17 protein-coding genes are annotated in these 16,605 nt (G+C 71.9%); 10 read left to right on the top strand and 7 right to left on the bottom strand.

All coding sequences use genetic code 11. The features are described from left to right. Window positions 1–129: 129 nt before the first annotated feature. Together BLS25_RS10675 and BLS25_RS10670 are read left to right on the top strand one after the other, a co-directional pair. Window positions 130–975, top strand: a complete 846-nt coding sequence (locus BLS25_RS10675; protein ID WP_056230250.1) for a helix-turn-helix transcriptional regulator — start codon at window positions 130–132, stop codon at window positions 973–975. Window positions 976–1,065: 90 nt separating this feature from the next. Beyond that, a complete protein-coding gene (locus BLS25_RS10670) occupies window positions 1,066–1,977 on the top strand; it encodes an SDR family oxidoreductase (RefSeq protein WP_074695587.1) in 912 nt (303 codons plus the stop codon). Between the two features lie 25 nt (window positions 1,978–2,002). Here the strand turns inward: BLS25_RS10670 and BLS25_RS10665 are convergent, their stop codons facing one another. Further along, window positions 2,003–2,398, bottom strand: a complete 396-nt coding sequence (locus tag BLS25_RS10665; protein WP_074695585.1) for a TOBE domain-containing protein — start codon at window positions 2,396–2,398, stop codon at window positions 2,003–2,005. Window positions 2,399–2,472: 74 nt separating this feature from the next. Between BLS25_RS10665 and moaA the strand changes: the two genes are divergently transcribed. The 5 genes from moaA to BLS25_RS10640 are packed head-to-tail and all read left to right on the top strand — an operon-like array spanning window position 2,473 to window position 6,419. Beyond that, window positions 2,473–3,693 (top strand): GTP 3',8-cyclase MoaA, encoded by a 1,221-nt coding sequence (moaA, locus tag BLS25_RS10660; RefSeq protein ID WP_074695583.1) that lies wholly within the window; start codon window positions 2,473–2,475, stop codon window positions 3,691–3,693. Continuing rightward, on the top strand, window positions 3,690–4,472 hold the full coding sequence (locus tag BLS25_RS10655) for a HesA/MoeB/ThiF family protein (protein WP_074695581.1): 783 nt from the start codon (window positions 3,690–3,692) through the stop codon (window positions 4,470–4,472). Before moaA ends, BLS25_RS10655 begins: the two co-directional genes overlap by 4 nt. Before the next feature lie 14 nt (window positions 4,473–4,486). After that, complete coding sequence (locus BLS25_RS10650; RefSeq protein ID WP_074695579.1) at window positions 4,487–5,710, top strand: molybdopterin molybdotransferase MoeA; 1,224 nt, start codon at window positions 4,487–4,489, stop codon at window positions 5,708–5,710. Next, a complete protein-coding gene (gene moaC / locus BLS25_RS10645) occupies window positions 5,707–6,186 on the top strand; it encodes a cyclic pyranopterin monophosphate synthase MoaC (protein WP_074695577.1) in 480 nt (159 codons plus the stop codon). Before BLS25_RS10650 ends, moaC begins: the two co-directional genes overlap by 4 nt. Then, entirely contained in the window at window positions 6,183–6,419 is a 237-nt protein-coding gene (locus BLS25_RS10640) for a MoaD/ThiS family protein (protein ID WP_074695575.1), read from the top strand. The genes moaC and BLS25_RS10640 overlap by 4 nt, the downstream gene beginning before the upstream one ends. 35 nt (window positions 6,420–6,454) lie before the next feature. Here the strand turns inward: BLS25_RS10640 and BLS25_RS10635 are convergent, their stop codons facing one another. Genes BLS25_RS10635 through BLS25_RS10625 form a run of 3 tightly spaced genes read right to left on the bottom strand, consistent with a single transcriptional unit; the run spans window position 6,455 to window position 9,034 of the window. Continuing rightward, window positions 6,455–6,883 (bottom strand): molybdenum cofactor biosynthesis protein MoaE, encoded by a 429-nt coding sequence (locus BLS25_RS10635; protein ID WP_074695573.1) that lies wholly within the window; start codon window positions 6,881–6,883, stop codon window positions 6,455–6,457. Beyond that, window positions 6,880–7,362 (bottom strand): MogA/MoaB family molybdenum cofactor biosynthesis protein, encoded by a 483-nt coding sequence (locus BLS25_RS10630; protein ID WP_074695571.1) that lies wholly within the window; start codon window positions 7,360–7,362, stop codon window positions 6,880–6,882. The genes BLS25_RS10635 and BLS25_RS10630 overlap by 4 nt, the downstream gene beginning before the upstream one ends. Before the next feature lie 58 nt (window positions 7,363–7,420). Continuing rightward, the gene (locus tag BLS25_RS10625; RefSeq protein ID WP_074695569.1) at window positions 7,421–9,034 is read right to left on the bottom strand and encodes an SDR family oxidoreductase; all 1,614 of its coding nucleotides are present in this window, start codon (window positions 9,032–9,034) and stop codon (window positions 7,421–7,423) included. A gap of 130 nt (window positions 9,035–9,164) precedes the next feature. Between BLS25_RS10625 and BLS25_RS10620 the strand changes: the two genes are divergently transcribed. Beyond that, window positions 9,165–10,646 carry an MFS transporter gene (locus tag BLS25_RS10620; RefSeq protein WP_056230286.1) on the top strand — a complete coding sequence of 494 codons (1,482 nt, stop codon included), beginning with the start codon at window positions 9,165–9,167 and terminating at the stop codon, window positions 10,644–10,646. 69 nt (window positions 10,647–10,715) lie between these two features. Here the strand turns inward: BLS25_RS10620 and BLS25_RS10615 are convergent, their stop codons facing one another. The 3 genes from BLS25_RS10615 to BLS25_RS10605 all read right to left on the bottom strand — a co-directional run bounded on the left by BLS25_RS10615 (window position 10,716) and on the right by BLS25_RS10605 (window position 14,963). Continuing rightward, a complete protein-coding gene (locus BLS25_RS10615) occupies window positions 10,716–12,716 on the bottom strand; it encodes a helicase HerA-like domain-containing protein (protein ID WP_074695567.1) in 2,001 nt (666 codons plus the stop codon). A 10-nt stretch (window positions 12,717–12,726) separates the two neighbouring features. Beyond that, window positions 12,727–13,425 (bottom strand): phosphatase PAP2 family protein, encoded by a 699-nt coding sequence (locus BLS25_RS10610; RefSeq protein WP_074695566.1) that lies wholly within the window; start codon window positions 13,423–13,425, stop codon window positions 12,727–12,729. A 200-nt stretch (window positions 13,426–13,625) separates the two neighbouring features. Continuing rightward, window positions 13,626–14,963, bottom strand: a complete 1,338-nt coding sequence (locus BLS25_RS10605; protein WP_176786351.1) for a multidrug effflux MFS transporter — start codon at window positions 14,961–14,963, stop codon at window positions 13,626–13,628. Between the two features lie 231 nt (window positions 14,964–15,194). Here BLS25_RS10605 and BLS25_RS10600 point away from each other — a divergent pair, with 231 nt between their 5' ends. Both BLS25_RS10600 and BLS25_RS10595 read left to right on the top strand, forming a co-directional pair. Beyond that, complete coding sequence (locus tag BLS25_RS10600; protein ID WP_056230298.1) at window positions 15,195–15,902, top strand: DUF3105 domain-containing protein; 708 nt, start codon at window positions 15,195–15,197, stop codon at window positions 15,900–15,902. Then, complete coding sequence (locus BLS25_RS10595; RefSeq protein ID WP_074695564.1) at window positions 15,902–16,573, top strand: DUF305 domain-containing protein; 672 nt, start codon at window positions 15,902–15,904, stop codon at window positions 16,571–16,573. The genes BLS25_RS10600 and BLS25_RS10595 overlap by 1 nt, the downstream gene beginning before the upstream one ends. Window positions 16,574–16,605 lie beyond the last annotated feature (32 nt).

The raw sequence follows: 16,605 nt of genomic DNA, 5'->3' as shown, positions 1-16,605 counted from the left end.
AATGACACTTACGCGTCAGCGACATGCTCTCTCGCACGGCTCGCACCGCGAGCACCGCTCAGAGGTGGACCGGCGAGTCCTGGCATCACGGCCGTCGACGCGATAGGAACGGGAGATGCGAGGAACACCGTGAGCGATCTGCCGAGCCTCGGCGATTTCCTTCAGCGCCGCCGCGAGGCCCTTCAACCCGAGGACGTCGGGCTCGCGCGCGGCGTGAGGCGGCGGACGGCGGGGCTCCGACGCGAGGAGGTAGCCCTGCTCAGCCACATGTCGACGGACTACTACGCACGCCTCGAACGGGGCACCGGCCCGACGCCCTCCGAGCAGATGCTGACCTCGCTCGCGCAGGGCCTGCACCTGAGCCTCGCCGAGCGCGACCACCTCTTCCGGCTCGCGGGGCACCAACCGCCGTCGCGACATTCGGGGGCCGAGCACGTCAGCCCCGGAATGCTACGCGTGCTCGACCGTCTCGACGACACCCCCGCCGAGATCGTCACGGAGCTGGGTGAAACGCTGCGCCAGAGCCGCCTCGGCATCGCCCTGCTCGGCGACGCGTCGCTGCGCTCGGGGCCGGCGCGGAGCGTCGGCTACCGCTGGTTCACCGATGCGGCCGCGCGCGCCGCCTACCCGCCGGCCGAGATCGCGTCCCTCTCGCGGCTCTACGCGGCGGGCCTGCGCGAGCTCGTCGCCGCTCGCGGTCCGCACTCGCGCGCGGCGGAGCTCGCCGACGATCTGCGGGTGCGCAGCACCGAGTTCGCCTCCCTGTGGGACGCCCACGAGGTCGGCGCCCGCCCGCCGGACGTGAAGAGGTTCCACCACCCCGAGGTGGGGCACCTGGATCTCTCGTGCCAGACCCTGCTCGACCCCGACCACTCGCACCGTCTGCTCGTCTACACCGCTCAACCCGGGAGCGAGAGCGCCGAGAAGCTGCGCCTGCTCGCCGTCATCGGTTCTTCCTCGGTCACCCCGCGCTGAGGGGTGGATCGCCGATCAGCGGCTGAGCGGGCACTGGTCCGGTCGATGAGGGCGCGGGAGCATCGGACCACCGACGTGAAAGGACCGACCATGTCCCCCACCCCCTCCCCCCTCCGCGGCCGCCTCGCGGTCGTCACCGGCGCCAGCGACGGCATCGGCACCGTGATCGCCACCCGTCTCGCCGCCCTCGGCGCCGACCTCGTCCTCCCCGTCCGCTCTTCCGAGAAGGGACGCCGCGCGCTCGAGACCCTCCGCCGGGAGGTTCCGGATGCCGTGGCATCCACCCGCGCCCTGGATCTGGCGAGCCTGGACTCCGTTCACGCCCTCGTCGACGGGCTCCGCTCCGAGGGCCGGCCCGTGCACCTCCTGGTCAACAACGCCGGCGTGATGACCCCGCCGCAGCGCAAGGAGACCGCGGACGGCTTCGAGCTGCAGTGGGGGACGAACCACCTCGGCCATGCGGCCCTCACGCTGGGCTTGCTGCCGCTCCTGCGGGAAGGCCGAGCGCGCGTCGTGCACCAGACGAGCATCGCCGCCCGTCGCGGCAGATTCGACGAGGCCGCCATCGACGCTCCGACCTATAACGCGATGGCGTCGTACGTGCAGTCCAAGATCGCCATCGGCCTCTTCGCCGAAGAGCTGCAGCGACGCAGTCGCACCGAGGGGTGGAATCTCTCCAGCGCCCTCGCGCACCCCGGCGTCTCGCCCACCAACCTGCTGGCGGCGCAGCCCGGCGCGGGCCGTGAGCGCGAACTCGGCGTCCGTCGAGTCATCCGCGTGCTCTCGCGTCTGCACATCACCGGCTCCGTGGCATCCGCCGCCGAACCGGCCGTTCTCGCAGCGACCACGCCGTCCGCGGACGGCCTCTTCTTCGGTCCGTCGCGGCTCATCGGCGGCCCGGCGCGGCCCGCGGACCTGTGGACGCCGTTCCGCGACGCGGGCGATGCCCGCCGCCTGTGGGAGCTCACCGTCGACGCGATCGGCCCGCGCTTCGACGGGTGAGCCGCCCGCGAGGCGATCCGGCGTGTCAGCCGCGCGGGGCCTCCACGGTGACGACCGTCGCCTTCACCGACGCGACGGCCAGCGACCCCGGCTCGAGAGCAAGCTCTTCGGCGGCCTCGGCCGACATGAGCGACACCACCCGGTGGGGTCCGCACTGCAGGTCGACCTGGGCCATGACCCCGTCGATCTGCACGCGGGTGACGATCCCCACGAAGCGGTTGCGGGCGCTCGAGGCGATCGCGGTCGGGTCATCGGGCTCGGCCGCGAGCGCCACCGCCCGCGCGGCCAGCGCCGCCCCGGGGATCTCCGTCGGCGACGCCCCGGTCGTCGGCAGCGCACCCTGGTCGATCCACCGGCGAACGGTGTCGTCGCTGACTCCGAGCAGACGCGCAGCCTGCGCGATCCGGAAGGTGTTCGGCATCCCCCGACCGTACCCCTCCCGTGAGACTCGGGCCCGTCGCCCTCCCCCTCCCCGCGCTGACCTAGGCTCGACCCATGGATGCCGAGCACGCGAGCCCAACGCGACGGCCGGTGGCCGTGGCCCTCGGCGCGACCGTGACGTCATCGGGGGCCACCGCGCTCCCCGCGACCGGCGCCGCCTCTCCGGCATCGGGCGCGACCGCCCTCCCGGCGACCGGCGCCCCCTCTCCGGCATCCGGCGCGACGGCCCTCGCCGCGACCGGCGCCCCGCAGTCCGGCGGACTGCTCGACCGCTTCGGCCGCGTCGCGACCGACCTACGCGTCTCGGTCATCGACAAGTGCAACCTGCGTTGCACGTACTGCATGCCGGCCGACGGGATGCCCTGGCTCCCGCAGACGCAGTTGATGTCGACCGACGAGATCCGCCGCATCGTCCGCGTCGCCGTGCAGTCCCTCGGTGCGGAGGAGCTGCGGATCACCGGCGGCGAGCCCCTCGTGCGCAAAGACCTCGAGTTCATCATCGCCGGCATCCGCGAGGACAACCCCGACCTGCCCATCTCGATGACCACGAACGCCGTGGGTCTCGATCGCCGCGCCCAGGCGCTGAAGGACGCGGGCCTCACCCGCCTCAACGTCTCGCTCGACACCCTGCACCCCGAGACTTTCGCCGAGCTCACCCGCCGCCCGCACCTCGACAAGGTGCTCGCGGGCCTCCAGGCCGCGCGCGCCGCGGGCCTCGGGCCCATCAAGATCAACGCGGTCCTGCTGCGCGGCATCAACGACACCGAGATCGTCTCGCTCGTCGATTGGGCCGTGACCAACGGGTTCGAGATGCGCTTCATCGAGGACATGCCCCTCGACGGAGACCGATCGTGGATGGCGACGAACGTCATCGCCGCGCGCGACATCCGCGCCGAGATCGAGACGGCGTTCTCTCTCACCCCCGATCCGCGCGGACGCGGCGCCGCCCCCGCCGAGCGGTGGGAGGTCCGCCGCCCCGGAGAGACCGCCGTCGCCGGACACATCGGCATCATCTCCTCGGTCACCGAACCCTTCTGCGCCGCCTGCACACGTACCCGGGTGACGGCCGACGGCAAGGTGCGCTCGTGCCTGTTCTCGCACGAAGAGACCGACCTTCTCTCGACCCTGCGTGCGGGAGCCGACGACGCCGGTATCGCGCAGGTCTGGCGCGAGGCCATGTGGGCGAAGCCCCGCGCCCACGGCTCCGACCGCGTAGGGCTCGCGCGCCCCGACTTCGTGCAGCCCGAGCGCACGATGAGCGCGATCGGCGGATGAAGCCGCTCGTCGAACCGGTGGCGTCGCTCGCCCCCGAAGAACTCATCCGCACCGCTCGTCACGCCGTGCTCGCCGCGATCGGCGAGGAGGGCCAGCGCCGCCTGGCCGCAGCGCGCATCGCGCTCGTCGGAGCCGGCGGCCTCGGCTCGCCCGTGCTGCTCGCGCTGGCCGCGGCCGGGGTCGGCGAGCTCGTCGTCATCGACGACGACACCGTCGAGCGCACCAACCTGCAGCGCCAGCTCGCGCACCGCATCACCGACATCGGCACCGCCAAGACGGCATCCGCCGCTCGTGCCGTGCGCGACCTGTCGCCCCTCACCGTCGTCCATGAACGAACGGTACGACTGACCTCCGACAATGCTGCCGAGCTCTTCGCAGGGGCGCACCTCGTCATCGACGGGAGCGACACCTTCGACACGCGAGAGGCCGTCGCCGCCGCGACCGAGGATCTCGGCATCCCCCTCGTCTGGGGAGCCGTGCAGGAGTGGGCCGCCCAGGTGACCGTGTTCTGGTCGACTCCGCCCGAGGGGCACGCGCCCGTCGTGCTCGGCGACCTCTTCCCCACCGGTTCCGCCGGAGAGCCGCCCACGTGCGCCCAGGTCGGCGTGCTCGGATCGCTGTGCGTGCAGGTCGGGGGGATGCTGGCGACCGAGGCGATCAAGCTCGTCACCGGCGCGGGAGAGCCTTTGCTCGGCCGGCTCGTCGTGATCGACGCCCTGCGCGCCCGTCACGACGTGATCCCACTCTCGCCCGCCGCCCGCCCCGCCGTTTCGTCCTGACCCCGGAGGCCCCGATGACCCCGCTGCTCACCGTCGAGGACCACCGCGCCCGCGTGCTCGACGCCGTCACCCTCCTGCCCGTCGAGACCGTGCGCCTCGCCGATGCGGCCGCCCGCACGCTCGCCGCCCCCGTGCGCACTGCTCACGACCTGCCCGGCTTCGACAACTCCTCGATGGACGGCTTCGCGGTTCACGTCGCCGACGTCGAGGGGGCGGATGCCGAGAACCCGGTGACCCTGCGCGTCGTCGCCGATCTGCCGGCCGGGTCGTCCGACGACCCGTCGTTCGGTGCCGGCGAGGCGGTGCGCATCATGACGGGTGCGCCCGTGCCCACCGACGCCGACGCGATCGTGCCGTTCGAAGACACCGCGGGAGGCCTCGCCGATTCGCTGGGCACCGTCGAGGTGCGGCGCGCGCCCGCGGCATCCGGAGCCTTCATCCGCCGCCGCGGCGGCGACACCCGCGCAGGCGAGGTCGTCCTGTCGGCCGGGGAGCGCCTGGGACCGTTCGCGCTGGCCGCGGCCGCCGCGGCAGGCGTCGCCGAGCTCGAGGTACACCGCCGCCCGCGGGTCGCCGTCGTGTCGACCGGCAGCGAACTGGTCGTCCCCGGGGTCGTCCCAGGGCGCGGTCAGACCCCCGACTCCAACTCGACGCTGCTGGCGGCCCTCGTCGCGGAGACGGGCGCGGAGGTCACGGTGACGTCGAGCCTGCAGGACGACGCGAACGCCATCCACGCCCTGCTCGATCACGCGGCCGACGTCGACGTCATCGTCTTCAGCGGGGGCGTGAGCGCCGGGGCCTACGAGCCCGTGCGCCAGGCTCTCGAGGGGCGCATCGCGTTCGAGAAGGTCGCGATGCAGCCCGGCAAGCCCCAGGCCTTCGGAGCGCTCGATGACGGCCGCCTCGTCTTCGGCCTGCCCGGCAACCCCGTGAGCGTCGCGGTGTCGTTCGAGGTGTTCGTGCGCCCCGTCCTCCTCGCCCTGCAGGGCCGCACCGTGATCGACCGGCGGATTGCCCGGCTCACGGCATCCGAGACCTGGAACACCCCGCCCGGCCGTCGCCAGTACCTCCCGGCGGCGATTGACCTCGTCGCCGGCACCGTGCGCCCCGCCACCGCGGGCGGATCGGGCTCGCACCTCGCCGCCTCCCTCGCGCGCGCCGAGGCCTTCGCGATCGTCCCCGCCGAGGTGTCCACCGTGTCGGTGGGCGACCCGCTCGATGTCATGCTGATTCCATGACCTTCACCCACCTGGATGCCGCGGGCCACGCCCGCATGGTCGACGTCACCCTCAAGCAGCCCACCGTCCGCACCGCCTCGGCGCGCGGCTTCGTGCGCTGCGCCCCCGAGGTGGTCGCCGCCCTCCGCGATGGCACGGCCCCCAAGGGAGACGTGCTCGCGGTTGCCCGGATCGCCGGCATCCAGGCCGCGAAGTCCACTCCCGCCCTCCTCCCGCTCGCGCACGTGATCGGAGTGCACCGCGCCTCGGTCGACCTCGAGATCACCGACGAGGGCGTCGAGATCGAAGCCACCGTCGGCACCGCCGACCGCACGGGCGTCGAGATGGAGGCCCTCACGAGCGTCTCGGTCGCGGCGCTGGCGATCGTCGACATGGTGAAGGGCATGGACAAGGGCACGGTCATCGAGAACGTGCGCATCGTGTCGAAGACCGGCGGTAAGTCGGGCGACTGGGTGCGTCCCGGAGAAGACGCATGAGCGTCCGCGTACGCTACTTCGCCGCCGCGGCGGAGGCGGCGGGAACGGATGCCGAGGACCGGGCCGAACCGTCTCTGACGGCGCTACGCGAGGCCGTCGTCGCCGACCACCCGGCTCTGGGCGAGATCCTGGGTCGCTGCGCCGTGCTCGTCGACGGCACGCGCCACGACGACGATGCCCCGCTCGCGGGTGTCACGCACGTCGACGTACTCCCGCCCTTCGCCGGAGGCTGAGCCCTGCCCGACCCCGGCCGCGTCGCCCGCGGCTCTTAGCCGCCCAGGCCCTTCCACTCCGTCGTGCCGTCGGCCTCGACCTGGCGCTTCCAGACGAGCAGGTCGGTCTTGATCGTCTCGATCACCATGCGGCACACCTCGAACGCCTCGGCGCGGTGACCGGATGCCACGGCGATCACGACCGCCGCCTCGCCCACGCCCAGCCGGCCCACGCGGTGGCTGACGGCGACGATCGCGTCGGTGCCGGCGGCCGCACTTTCGGCGATGCGGTGCAGGGTCTGCTCGGCATCGGGGTGCGCGCTGTACTCGAGCGCCACGACGGCGCCCGAAGCGTCGGGGTCGATGTCGCGCACGCGCCCGACGAAGGTGGTGACCGCTCCCGACGACGAGTCCTCGACGGCGTCGAGGTGGGCGTCGAGGTCGAGGGGCGTCTCGGACAGGCGGGCGATGCGGACGGCGCTCATGAGTGGTCTCCTCCGGCGAGCTGGTCGAGCACGTGGGGCGCGAGCTCGGCGATGACGGCGATCCCGGATGCCACGGCACGGGTCGACCCGGGAAGGTTGACGATCAGGGTGCCCGGGTCGACGATGCCCGCGAGGCCGCGCGAGATGACGGCCATCGGCGTGTCGGCGAGCCCGCGGCGCCGCAGCTCTTCGGCGATGCCGGGGATCTCGCGGTCGAGCACGCGTGCTGTGCCCTCGGGCGTGCGGTCGGTGGGGGCGATGCCCGTGCCGCCGGTCGTGACGATGAGCCCCGTCCCCTCCGCGATCAACGCACGCAGGGCGGTCGCGACACTGTCGACCCCGTCGGCGACCACGACCGCGTCGGCGCAGTCGAATCCCGCCTCGCGCAGCAACGACACGGCCAAGGGTCCCCCGCGGTCTTCGCGGAGGCCCGCTGCCGAGCGATCGGACACGGTCAGGACGCGAGCGTGATGGGGCACGCGGCTCAGCCTACGGGCGCGATCGATGGCGTGGGCCCGGTCTCGGGACGCGATCGGCCTAGGCCGAGGGAGCCGCGGTCGTCTCGACCTCGGCGATCTCGGGGGCGATGCGTCCGGCCTTCGCCTTCGGGGCGAGGTCGTCGCGCTGCACGTGTTCGGCGGCGGCGGTGATGCGCCGGGCCATGCCGCTGAAGATCAGCCCGTGGAAGGGCAGCACCGACAACCAGTAGAGCCGCCCGGCGAGCCCGGTCGGGAAGAAGAGGGCCCGCTGGTCGAACCGCGCACCGTCGCCCTCGGGCGTGGCCCGCAGCTCGAGCCACGCGCCTCCCGGCACCTTCATCTCGGCGCGCAGGCGCAGCAGGTGACCCGGTTCGATCGCCTCGACGCGCCAGAAGTCCAGGGCGTCGCCCACGGTGACCACCGACCGGCTGCGGCGGCCACGGGCGAGGCCCACCCCGCCGACCAGACGGTCCATCCAGCCGCGGATCGCCCAGAGCAGCGGCGAGGAGTACCAGCCGTTCTCTCCGCCGATCCCCTCGATCACCGACCACAGTTGGGCGGCGCTCGCTTTCGTCGTCATGGTGCGGATGTCGGTGTAGACGAGTCGACCGGCCCACTCGGGGTCGCTGGGCAGCGGATCGCTCGGGGCACCCGACACCTCGGCGTCTTGCCAACTGGTCTCGATCGCGTCGTCGTTCACGCGCCCCAGCGCTCGGCGCACGGCCTCGCGGTACGGCATGAGCCCGCCCTCGGGGCGGGGCACGAGGTCGTCGATCGCGCGGTCTTTGACCACGCAGTCGTTCTGCAGGGACTCCACGAGCGGCCGAGCGATGGACTTGGGGATCGGGGTGACCAGGTTGACCCAGTGCGAGGCGAGGCGGGGCGTGAGCACCGGCAGCGAGGCGATCGCGCGCTGGGGCAATCCGGCCTCCATCGCGTAGCCGTTCATCATCTGGCCGTAGCGCAGCACGTCGGGCCCGCCGATGTCGACCGCCCGGTTGACGTTGGGGGCCACGCGCGCGGCGCCAAGCAGGTAGTGCAGCACGTCACGCACGGCGATCGGCTGGATGTGGTTGCGCACCCACTTGGGTGCGGGCATGTACGGCAGCACGTCGGTGAGGTGGCGCACCATCTCGAAGGACGCCGAGCCCGACCCGATGACGACGCCCGCCTGCAGCACGAGGGTCGGCACACCGCTGTGCAGGAGGATCTGTCCCACTTCGACGCGCGATCGCAGGTGCGCCGAGAGCGTGGCGTCATCGGGGTGCAGGCCCCCGAGGTACACGATGCGAGAGACGGATGCCGCGGACGCCGCGTCGGCGACGGTCTGGGCGGCCACGCGGTCGGTGGCCTCGAAGTCGCGGGCGCTGCCCATGGAGTGGATGAGGTAGTAGAGCACGTCGACGCCCTCGACCGCCGCACGGACGGCCTCGGCGTCGGTCGCATCCCCCGCGGCGGTCTCGACGTCGTCGCCCCAGGGGAAGGCCTCGACCCGTCGCGGATCGCGGGCGAGCACGCGCACCCGGTAGCCCGCCGACAGCAGGCGGGGAACGAGCCTGCCGCCCAGATAGCCGGTGGCGCCGAGCACCAGGGCCCTCGGAGCCGTCCCGTCGGAGCGGGGCTGGGCGACGAGCGCGGGTTCGCGGCCGGTGGGGGCGGAGAGCTCGGTCATGCCCGACACCGTACGCCGGACGTCCGACATCGCCGGGGGCTTGACGACCGCCCGACACGCCTTGTTAGCACGACCGCCCCGCGCATGCCTCGGACTGGAAACGAAACGCGGATCGGGTAACGCTAGAAGGATGAACGAGAAATCCCCCTCGGCATCCGAAGCCCCCCGGCTCGAAGTCGACGACGTCATCGTCGTCGACAAGAAGCGCGTGCGCACCGCCATCGGCGGCACCGTCGTCGGCAACTTCATGGAATGGTTCGACTTCGGCATCTACGGCTACCTCGCCGTCACGCTCACCGCCGTCTTCGCCTCCGACCTGCCCGACCCGTGGGGCCTGCTCGTCACGCTGCTCGGCTTCGCGATCTCCTTCCTCGTCCGCCCCTTCGGCGGTTTCGTCCTCGGCCCCCTAGGAGACCGCATCGGTCGGCAGAAGGTGCTCTTCCTCACGATGGCGATGATGGCCTCGGCCACCGCGCTCATCGGCATCCTGCCCACCTCGGCGCAGATCGGGCTCTGGGCGATCATCCCCCTCTATCTGCTGAAGATGGTCCAGGGCTTCTCCACCGGTGGGGAGTACGCCGGAGCGACCACCTACGTGTCGGAGTTCTCCCCCGACAAGCGGCGCGGCTTCTGGTCGTCGTGGCTCGACGTGGGCTCCTACGTCGGGTTCGCCGCCGGTGCCGGAGCGGTGGCCATCACCACGGCCATCGTCACGAACGTCTCGGGCCCCGACGCGATGACCGAGTACGGATGGCGCATCCCGTTCCTGCTCGCCATCCCCCTCGGCATCGTCGCGATCTGGTTCCGCCTGAAGATCCCCGAGACGCCCTCCTTCGAGCAGACGCACGCGGCCGAGGCCGAGAACGAGATCGACAAGGACGACCCGATGTCCCGCCAGGGCCTCGCCGGGATCGTGCGGCACCACTGGAAGTCCCTGCTCATCGCGATCGCCCTCGTCGCGGCGACCAACACCGCGGGATACGCCCTCACCAGCTACATGCCGGTCTACCTCGAGAAAGAAGTCGGCATCTCGAACGTGGGCTCGGCCGTCGCGACCATCCCCGTCCTTCTGCTGATGTCGGCCATGCTGCCGATCTTCGGCCGGCTCAGCGACCGGGTGGGCCGCAAACCCATCTACGTCGCGGCCGCCGGGTCCGCTCTGGTCCTGCTGATTCCGGCCTTCCTGATCATGCAGATCGGCGAGCTGTGGGCCGTCATGATCGCCCTGGTGCTCGCGGCGGTGCCGGTGGCCTTCTACGCGAGCATCGCGGCATCCACTCTGCCCGCGCTCTTCCCCACCGCCTCGCGCTTCGGGGCGATGGCGATCGCGTACAACGTGTCGGTGTCGTTGTTCGGCGGCACGACCCCGTTGTTCAGCCAGGCGCTGATCGACTGGACGGGCAACACGCTCATGCCGGCGTTCTACATCATGTTCTTCGCCGCGATGGGGCTGGTCGCGCTCCTGGCCATGCCCGAGACGGCCAAGCGCCCCCTGCTCGGTTCCGTGCCCACGGTTGAGACCCCGGCCGAGGCGAAGGCGCTCGTCGCCCGTCAGGACGACGATCCGCTGATCGACACGTCCACCATGCCCCTCGAGCTGAACCGGCCGTAACCGCCGACGACGAGAACGGGACGGGATGCCGGGTGATCGGCATCCCGTCCCGTTTTTGTCCTCCGGGATTCAGCGGCGTCGGCCGTTGCCGAACAGTCCGCGGATGACGCCGTTCACGATGCTCTTGGTCGCCCCGCGTCCGAGCAGACCGTCGAGGCCCGCGGTGGGGGCGCTCGTTCGGCTGCGCGGGGCGGCGGTCGACCTCAGGATGCGGTCGTACTCGCGTTGCGCCTTCTTCTGCGCCTCGGCGTTCGCCTTGTCGATCGCGGCCTTCTGCTTCGCGTACTCGGCGGCGTCGGCGGCCTCTTTCTTCGCGCGTTCAGCGGCAGCCTCGGCCTCGGCCGCCGCCTGCATGCGGGCGCCGAGGATCTCGCGCGCCGACTCACGGTCGATCGGGGTGCCGTAGGTGGAGAAGAGGGGGGATGCCGACACCGCCGCCGCCATGGCCTCGGCGGGGATGGGCGACATCGAGGCGCGCGGGGCGAAGATGCGCGTCCACGCCACGGGCGTGGGGGCTCCCCGTTCGCTCATGACCGTGATGATCGCCTCGCCGGTCCCGAGCTCCTGCAGCACGCGCTCGAGGTCGTATCCCGAATCCGGGTACGTGCGGACGGACGCGCGCAGCGCGGTGGCGTCGTCGGGGGTGAACGCGCGCAGGGCGTGCTGCACGCGCGAGCCGAGCTGGGCGAGCACGTCTCCGGGCACGTCCTTGGGCGTCTGCGTGACGAAGAACACGCCCACGCCCTTCGACCGGATCAACCGCACGGTCTGCGTGATCGCCTCGAGGAACGCCTTCGACGCGTCGCGGAACAGCAGGTGCGCCTCGTCGAAGAAGAACACGAGCTTGGGCTTGTCGACGTCGCCGACCTCCGGCAGCGCCTCGTAGAGCTCCGCGAGCAGGTACATGAGGAAGGTCGAGTACAGCTCGGGCCGCGCCGCCACGTTCGGCACCTCGAGCAGGCTCACGATGCCCGCCCCCGCGGCATCCGTCCGCAGGAACACCGAGACGTCGAGTTCGGGCTCACCGAAGAAGCTGTCAGCGCCCACGGCCGCGAACGCGACCAGCTCGCGCAGGATCACACCCGCGGTCGCCGCCGACAGCCCGCCGATTCCCTTGAGCTCGGCCTTGCCCTCGTCGCTCGTGAGGTAGGTGAGCACCGCGCGCAGGTCCGAGAGGTCGACGAGCGCCAGCCCCTTCTCGTCGGCGTAATGGAAGACGAGGCCCAGGCTGGACTCCTGCGTCGCGTTCAGCCCGAGCACGCGGCTGAGCAGCAGCGGACCGAACCCCGACACGGTCGCCCGCACCGGGATCCCCGAACCGACGTCGTCGCCGAGGGCGAAGAACTCGGTCGGGAACGACCGCGCCGACCAGTCCTGACCGAGCGCGGAGGTACGCGCGAGGAGCTTCTCGCTCGAGGTGCCCTCGGCCGCGAGACCCGACAGGTCGCCCTTGATGTCGGCGGCGAACACCGGGACCCCGTTCTCGGACAGCTGCTCGGCGAGCAGTTGCAGCGTGCGTGTCTTGCCGGTGCCCGTCGCCCCGGCGACGAGCCCGTGCCGATTGGTCATCGCGAGGGGGATGCGGACGGGGACGGATGCCACCGGCCCGCCGTTCACGAGCACGCCCAGGTCGAGAGCGGCTCCGGTGGCGACGTACCCCGCGGCGATCTTGTCGACCTGGGCGGCGGAGAGCGGGCCCTCGACGGGGGCTGCGGGGGTCGGGGCTTCGGTGGGGGCCGGGGCTTCGGTCGGGGCCGGGGCCGGGGGCTCGGCGGCGCTCACGGGTGCCGATGCGGGCGCGGCCGGGGCCGGGGCTGGGGCCGGGGCTGGGGCTGGGGCATCGCGCTCCTCCGGCGGCACGACCGGCGCGGGGCCGGGCGCCGCTCCCCCGGCCGCTCGAGCCCGCGCCGCCGCCGCGGTGGCCTCCGCCGCCGCGAGGTCGGCTCGCGCCCGCGCGAGTCGCAGTTCGGCCTCGGCCGCCTCCGCCTCGGCGCGCAGCCGCGCGACCTCAGCGTCGGCCGTCGTGGGCTCGTCGGAGGGTACGGAGGGCACGTCGCCGGGCTCGCTCATGCGCGACAGCCTACGACGCGGCCGCCGCCCTGGCATCCGCCTTGCGCGCCCGCCGCATCGCGAGACGGTCTTCGTCCCGCGCCCGAAGTCGCGAGAACGCCGCCGCCAGGATCAGCGCCGCACCCGCGCCGATCAGCGCGCCGCCCGCGGTGTCCGAGAGCCAGTGCGCGTGCAGGTACGTGCGGCTGAAGGCCATGAGCACGACCCAGGCGACACCGACGATCCGCACCCAGAGGTGCGGGAAGAGCACGGCCGCGACGACCGCGATCGTCGCCGCGTTCGCCGTATGCCCCGAGGGGAATGATCCGTAATCGCTGACGATGAGGATGTCCTCCGGCCGCGCGCGGCCGAAGGTGTGCTTGACCACCTGCACGAGCAGAGCGCTTCCCACCGAAGCGGTCAGGAAGTACAGCGCCGACCAGCGTCGGCGCGACAGGTACAGCGCCAGCGCACCGAGGATGGGCACGATCAGCACCGCGGTGAGGTGGCCTCCGACGGCGTCCATCGCGATCGCGAAGACCAGCAGGGGCTGAGACGGGGTGGACGCGAAGAGCTGGTTCCACCACACGTCGATCGCGAAGGGACTGGGCCCGCGGAAGAACACCCACGCGCCCAGCGCGCACGCGAGGGCGATGAGCACCACGCCCACCGTCGCGCGGAAGCGCTGCGGGCGCGTGTCGAGCACGTCGTCGATCGCGGAGGCGTCCATCGCCTCATGATGCCGCCCCCGCGACGACGACGGAATGGGTGGGCATCGCGCGCGTCCCCCGGGGATGGCTCTGCTACTGTGTGCGCCGCGCGAGCCCGGCAACGGCCACCGCGTCGGCGCCATCCCGCTCTGCGGCGATCGCGATCCCTCCCGGCTCGCTGCTCGCGCTGGCCGGGCCGAGGACCCGGCCGCCGCGGCGATCAGGGCGCGAGACGCTCGACCGTGCGCGGACGCACCAGGATCCACAGCGACAGCACGCCGATGAGGGCGCAGCCCAGCATCACCGAGGCCATGGTCGTGGCCGTGATGCCCGAACCGGTGGCGAGCAGGCCCACCAGCGGAGAGATGATGCCGGCCACACCGAAGTTCGCCGCGCCGATGATCGACTGCGCGGTCCCCGCGGCCTTGCCGTGGCGATCGAGCGCGAGCACCTGAGCGCACGGAAAGGTGAAACCGCACGCGGTCATGAAGAAGAACAGGGGCACGATGGTTCCCCACAGCCCGAGGCCGAGCTGGTCGGTCAGCACGATCGCGCCGCCGGCGAGCACGAGGACCGCCGTCGACACGGCGAGAACCCACTGCGGCCCGAAGCGGGCGGCGAGGCGCGAAGCCACCTGCACACCCACGACGACGCCGATCGAGTTGGCCGCGAACAGCACGCCGTATCCCTGCGCGCTGAACTGATAGGTCACCTGGAAGAGGAACGAGGATGCCGACAGGTACGAGAACAGCCCGCTGAAGGTCATCGCCCCGATGATGAGCACGCCGATGAAGACGCGGTCGCGGAAGACGCTCGCGTAGCGCTGCCAGACGGTGGTGGCGCCGGGACCCCCGCGGCGGGCGGGAGGGAGCGTCTCGGGCACGAACAGAATCGCCGAGACGAGCATGACGGCGCCGTACACGGCCAGCACCACGAAGATGCCGCGCCAGTTCATCACGAGCAGGAGGGCCGAGCCGGCGAGTGGTGCGAGCACGGGCGCCACCCCCGACACCATCGCCATGCGCGACAGCATGACCACGAGGCGGCGGCCACCGAACAGGTCGCGGATGATCGCGGCGGCCACGACTCCACCGGCGGCCGCGCCCGCGCCCATCAGCACGCGGGCGATCGAGAGGGTCTCGAGAGTGGGCGCCGAGGCCGCGAAGATGCTCGCGGCCACGTGCAGCGCCGTGACCGAGAGCAACGGCAGGCGGCGGCCGACCTTGTCGCTGAGCGGTCCCACGATGAGCTGCCCCAGCGCGAAGCCGATCATCGTGCCGGTCAGCGTGAGCTGGATCGCGGCCGCCGTCGTCTGGAAGTCGGCCTCGAGCACGGGGAACGCGGGCAGGTACAGGTCGATCGTGAACGGGCCCAGGGCGGTGAGCGCGCCGAGCACGAGGATGTACAGGAAGCGCCGCGATGCCGGGATGGCGTCGCCCGGGTGCAGCACGATCGGCGCCGTGGCGGGGTTCTTGCCGATCGCGCGGATCGCGCCGGTGTTCGTCTGCGGGGGGCGGGACGACGAGGGGATGACGGGGTGGGAGGCAGTATCGAGCACGCGTCTGGTTTCGTTTCGCAACACGGACAGCCCGACGAAATCGGGCTGAGAAAAGAGGGGGATCGTCGAACCTCGAATCGATTCGACATCGTCATACTACCGTGACCACCCGCACCCCACCATCCCGGGCTCGCGGGTTCCTCCCAGGCCATCGGCCCATTCACCCGCATAGGCTGGGGGCGTCGGCGGATGCCGATGTGTCCCGCCCCGAAGAGAGACAGAACACAGCGCATGACCTCCCCCTCCGACAAACGAGCCAGCGGCAACCCGGCCAAGCAGGCCCAGATCGACCTCACGGTCAAGCAGCAGCGTGAGCAGAAGCGCCAGGAGAAGCTGGCCGAGTACCAGAAGCAGGTCGCGAAGCGTAAGCGCGGCAAGCTCGTGTGGTGGGTCGTGGGTTCTACGGCCGCCGTCGCGGTGATCGGCCTCGTCATCGCCTCGTTCGCCTTCGCCCCCGCTCCCCCGACCAGCTACCAGGCCGGCAACAGCACGGGCCGCGAGATCAGCGGCGTCGAGACGTTCCAGAACCGCTCCGACCACGTGCAGGGCGCGGTGACGTACGAGCAGAACCCGCCCGCCGGCGGACCGCACAACCCGATCTGGCTCAACTGCGGCGTCTACACGCAGCCCCAGCAGAACGAGAACGCGGTGCACTCGATGGAACACGGCGCCGTGTGGATCACCTACGACCCCGCGCGGGTCGACCAGGCCGGCATCGACGCCCTCAAGGCGGTCATGCCCTCGAGCTACGCCTTGCTCTCGCCCTACCCCGACATGGACACCCCCATCGCGGTCAGCGCGTGGAACCACCAGCTCAAACTCGACGACCCGAACGACCCGCGCATCACGGAGTTCTTCACGGAGTACTGGCGCAGCCAGAACGCCCCCGAGCCGAACGCCGCGTGCTCGGGCGCCATCGACGGTCCGGGCAAGGCCTGATGAGCGACGACGCCCCGGTCGCGCGTCCCGCGGTCCGCTGGGTCGTCGTCGCCCTCGTCGCGGTCGCCGTGATCGCCGTCGCCTTCGCGGTCGGACGCTTCACGGCGTTCGGCGCGACGGCGGCGCCCGCGCACCCGGGCGAGAACTCGGCCGAAGCCGGCTTCGCCCGCGACATGCAGGTGCACCACACGCAGGCCGTGCTCATGGCGATGGAGATCTACCGCAAGACCGACGACGACGAGCTCCGCACGCTCTCGTACGACATCGCCACCGCCCAATCCGGCCAGCGCGGCGAGATGTACGGATGGCTCGTGCAGTGGGGCCTCCCCCAGTCCTCGAGCCAGCCGCTCATGACGTGGATGGAGAAGTCCGGCGAGCACAGCCACGGCGACACCGCGGCGCTCACGCAGGAGCAGCTGCTCTCCGAGATGGGCATGGCCACCGACGCCCAGCTCGACGAGCTGCGCAGCGATCAGGGGCGCCCCGCGGACTGCCTGTTCCTCGAGCTGATGATCCGCCACCACCAGGGCGCCATCCCCATGGCTCAGGCCGTCATCGAGCTCGGCTCCGACGCGCGTGTGAAAGAGGTCGCCGGCGCGATCGTGACCGGCCAGTCGGCCGAGCTCGACGCCATGCGCGACATCCAGTCGCGCCTCTCCTGCAGCGCCTGACGCGAACGCTCCCCCGCCACACGGCATCCGCC

Source organism: Microbacterium testaceum StLB037, assembly GCF_900104345.1.
GTDB lineage: Bacteria > Actinomycetota > Actinomycetes > Actinomycetales > Microbacteriaceae > Microbacterium > Microbacterium testaceum_A.
Note: the sequence above shows the minus strand (reverse complement) of the source record. Positions and strands in the feature narration are given on the sequence as shown.

What these genes read in the sequence shown, in the direction of transcription:
- BLS25_RS10600 (WP_056230298.1), top strand. Translation starts at nt 15,195, where the DNA reads ATGACCTCCCCCTCCGACAAACGAGCCAGCGGCAACCCGGCCAAGCAG.
- BLS25_RS10595 (WP_074695564.1), top strand. Translation starts at nt 15,902, where the DNA reads ATGAGCGACGACGCCCCGGTCGCGCGTCCCGCGGTCCGCTGGGTCGTC.
- BLS25_RS10620 (WP_056230286.1), top strand. Translation starts at nt 9,165, where the DNA reads ATGAACGAGAAATCCCCCTCGGCATCCGAAGCCCCCCGGCTCGAAGTC.
- BLS25_RS10635 (WP_074695573.1), bottom strand. Translation starts at nt 6,883, where the DNA reads ATGAGCGCCGTCCGCATCGCCCGCCTGTCCGAGACGCCCCTCGACCTC.
- BLS25_RS10650 (WP_074695579.1), top strand. Translation starts at nt 4,487, where the DNA reads ATGACCCCGCTGCTCACCGTCGAGGACCACCGCGCCCGCGTGCTCGAC.
- BLS25_RS10640 (WP_074695575.1), top strand. Translation starts at nt 6,183, where the DNA reads ATGAGCGTCCGCGTACGCTACTTCGCCGCCGCGGCGGAGGCGGCGGGA.
- BLS25_RS10670 (WP_074695587.1), top strand. Translation starts at nt 1,066, where the DNA reads ATGTCCCCCACCCCCTCCCCCCTCCGCGGCCGCCTCGCGGTCGTCACC.
- BLS25_RS10665 (WP_074695585.1), bottom strand. Translation starts at nt 2,398, where the DNA reads ATGCCGAACACCTTCCGGATCGCGCAGGCTGCGCGTCTGCTCGGAGTC.
- BLS25_RS10610 (WP_074695566.1), bottom strand. Translation starts at nt 13,425, where the DNA reads ATGGACGCCTCCGCGATCGACGACGTGCTCGACACGCGCCCGCAGCGC.
- moaA (WP_074695583.1), top strand. Translation starts at nt 2,473, where the DNA reads ATGGATGCCGAGCACGCGAGCCCAACGCGACGGCCGGTGGCCGTGGCC.
- moaC (WP_074695577.1), top strand. Translation starts at nt 5,707, where the DNA reads ATGACCTTCACCCACCTGGATGCCGCGGGCCACGCCCGCATGGTCGAC.
- BLS25_RS10625 (WP_074695569.1), bottom strand. Translation starts at nt 9,034, where the DNA reads ATGACCGAGCTCTCCGCCCCCACCGGCCGCGAACCCGCGCTCGTCGCC.
- BLS25_RS10655 (WP_074695581.1), top strand. Translation starts at nt 3,690, where the DNA reads ATGAAGCCGCTCGTCGAACCGGTGGCGTCGCTCGCCCCCGAAGAACTC.
- BLS25_RS10615 (WP_074695567.1), bottom strand. Translation starts at nt 12,716, where the DNA reads ATGAGCGAGCCCGGCGACGTGCCCTCCGTACCCTCCGACGAGCCCACG.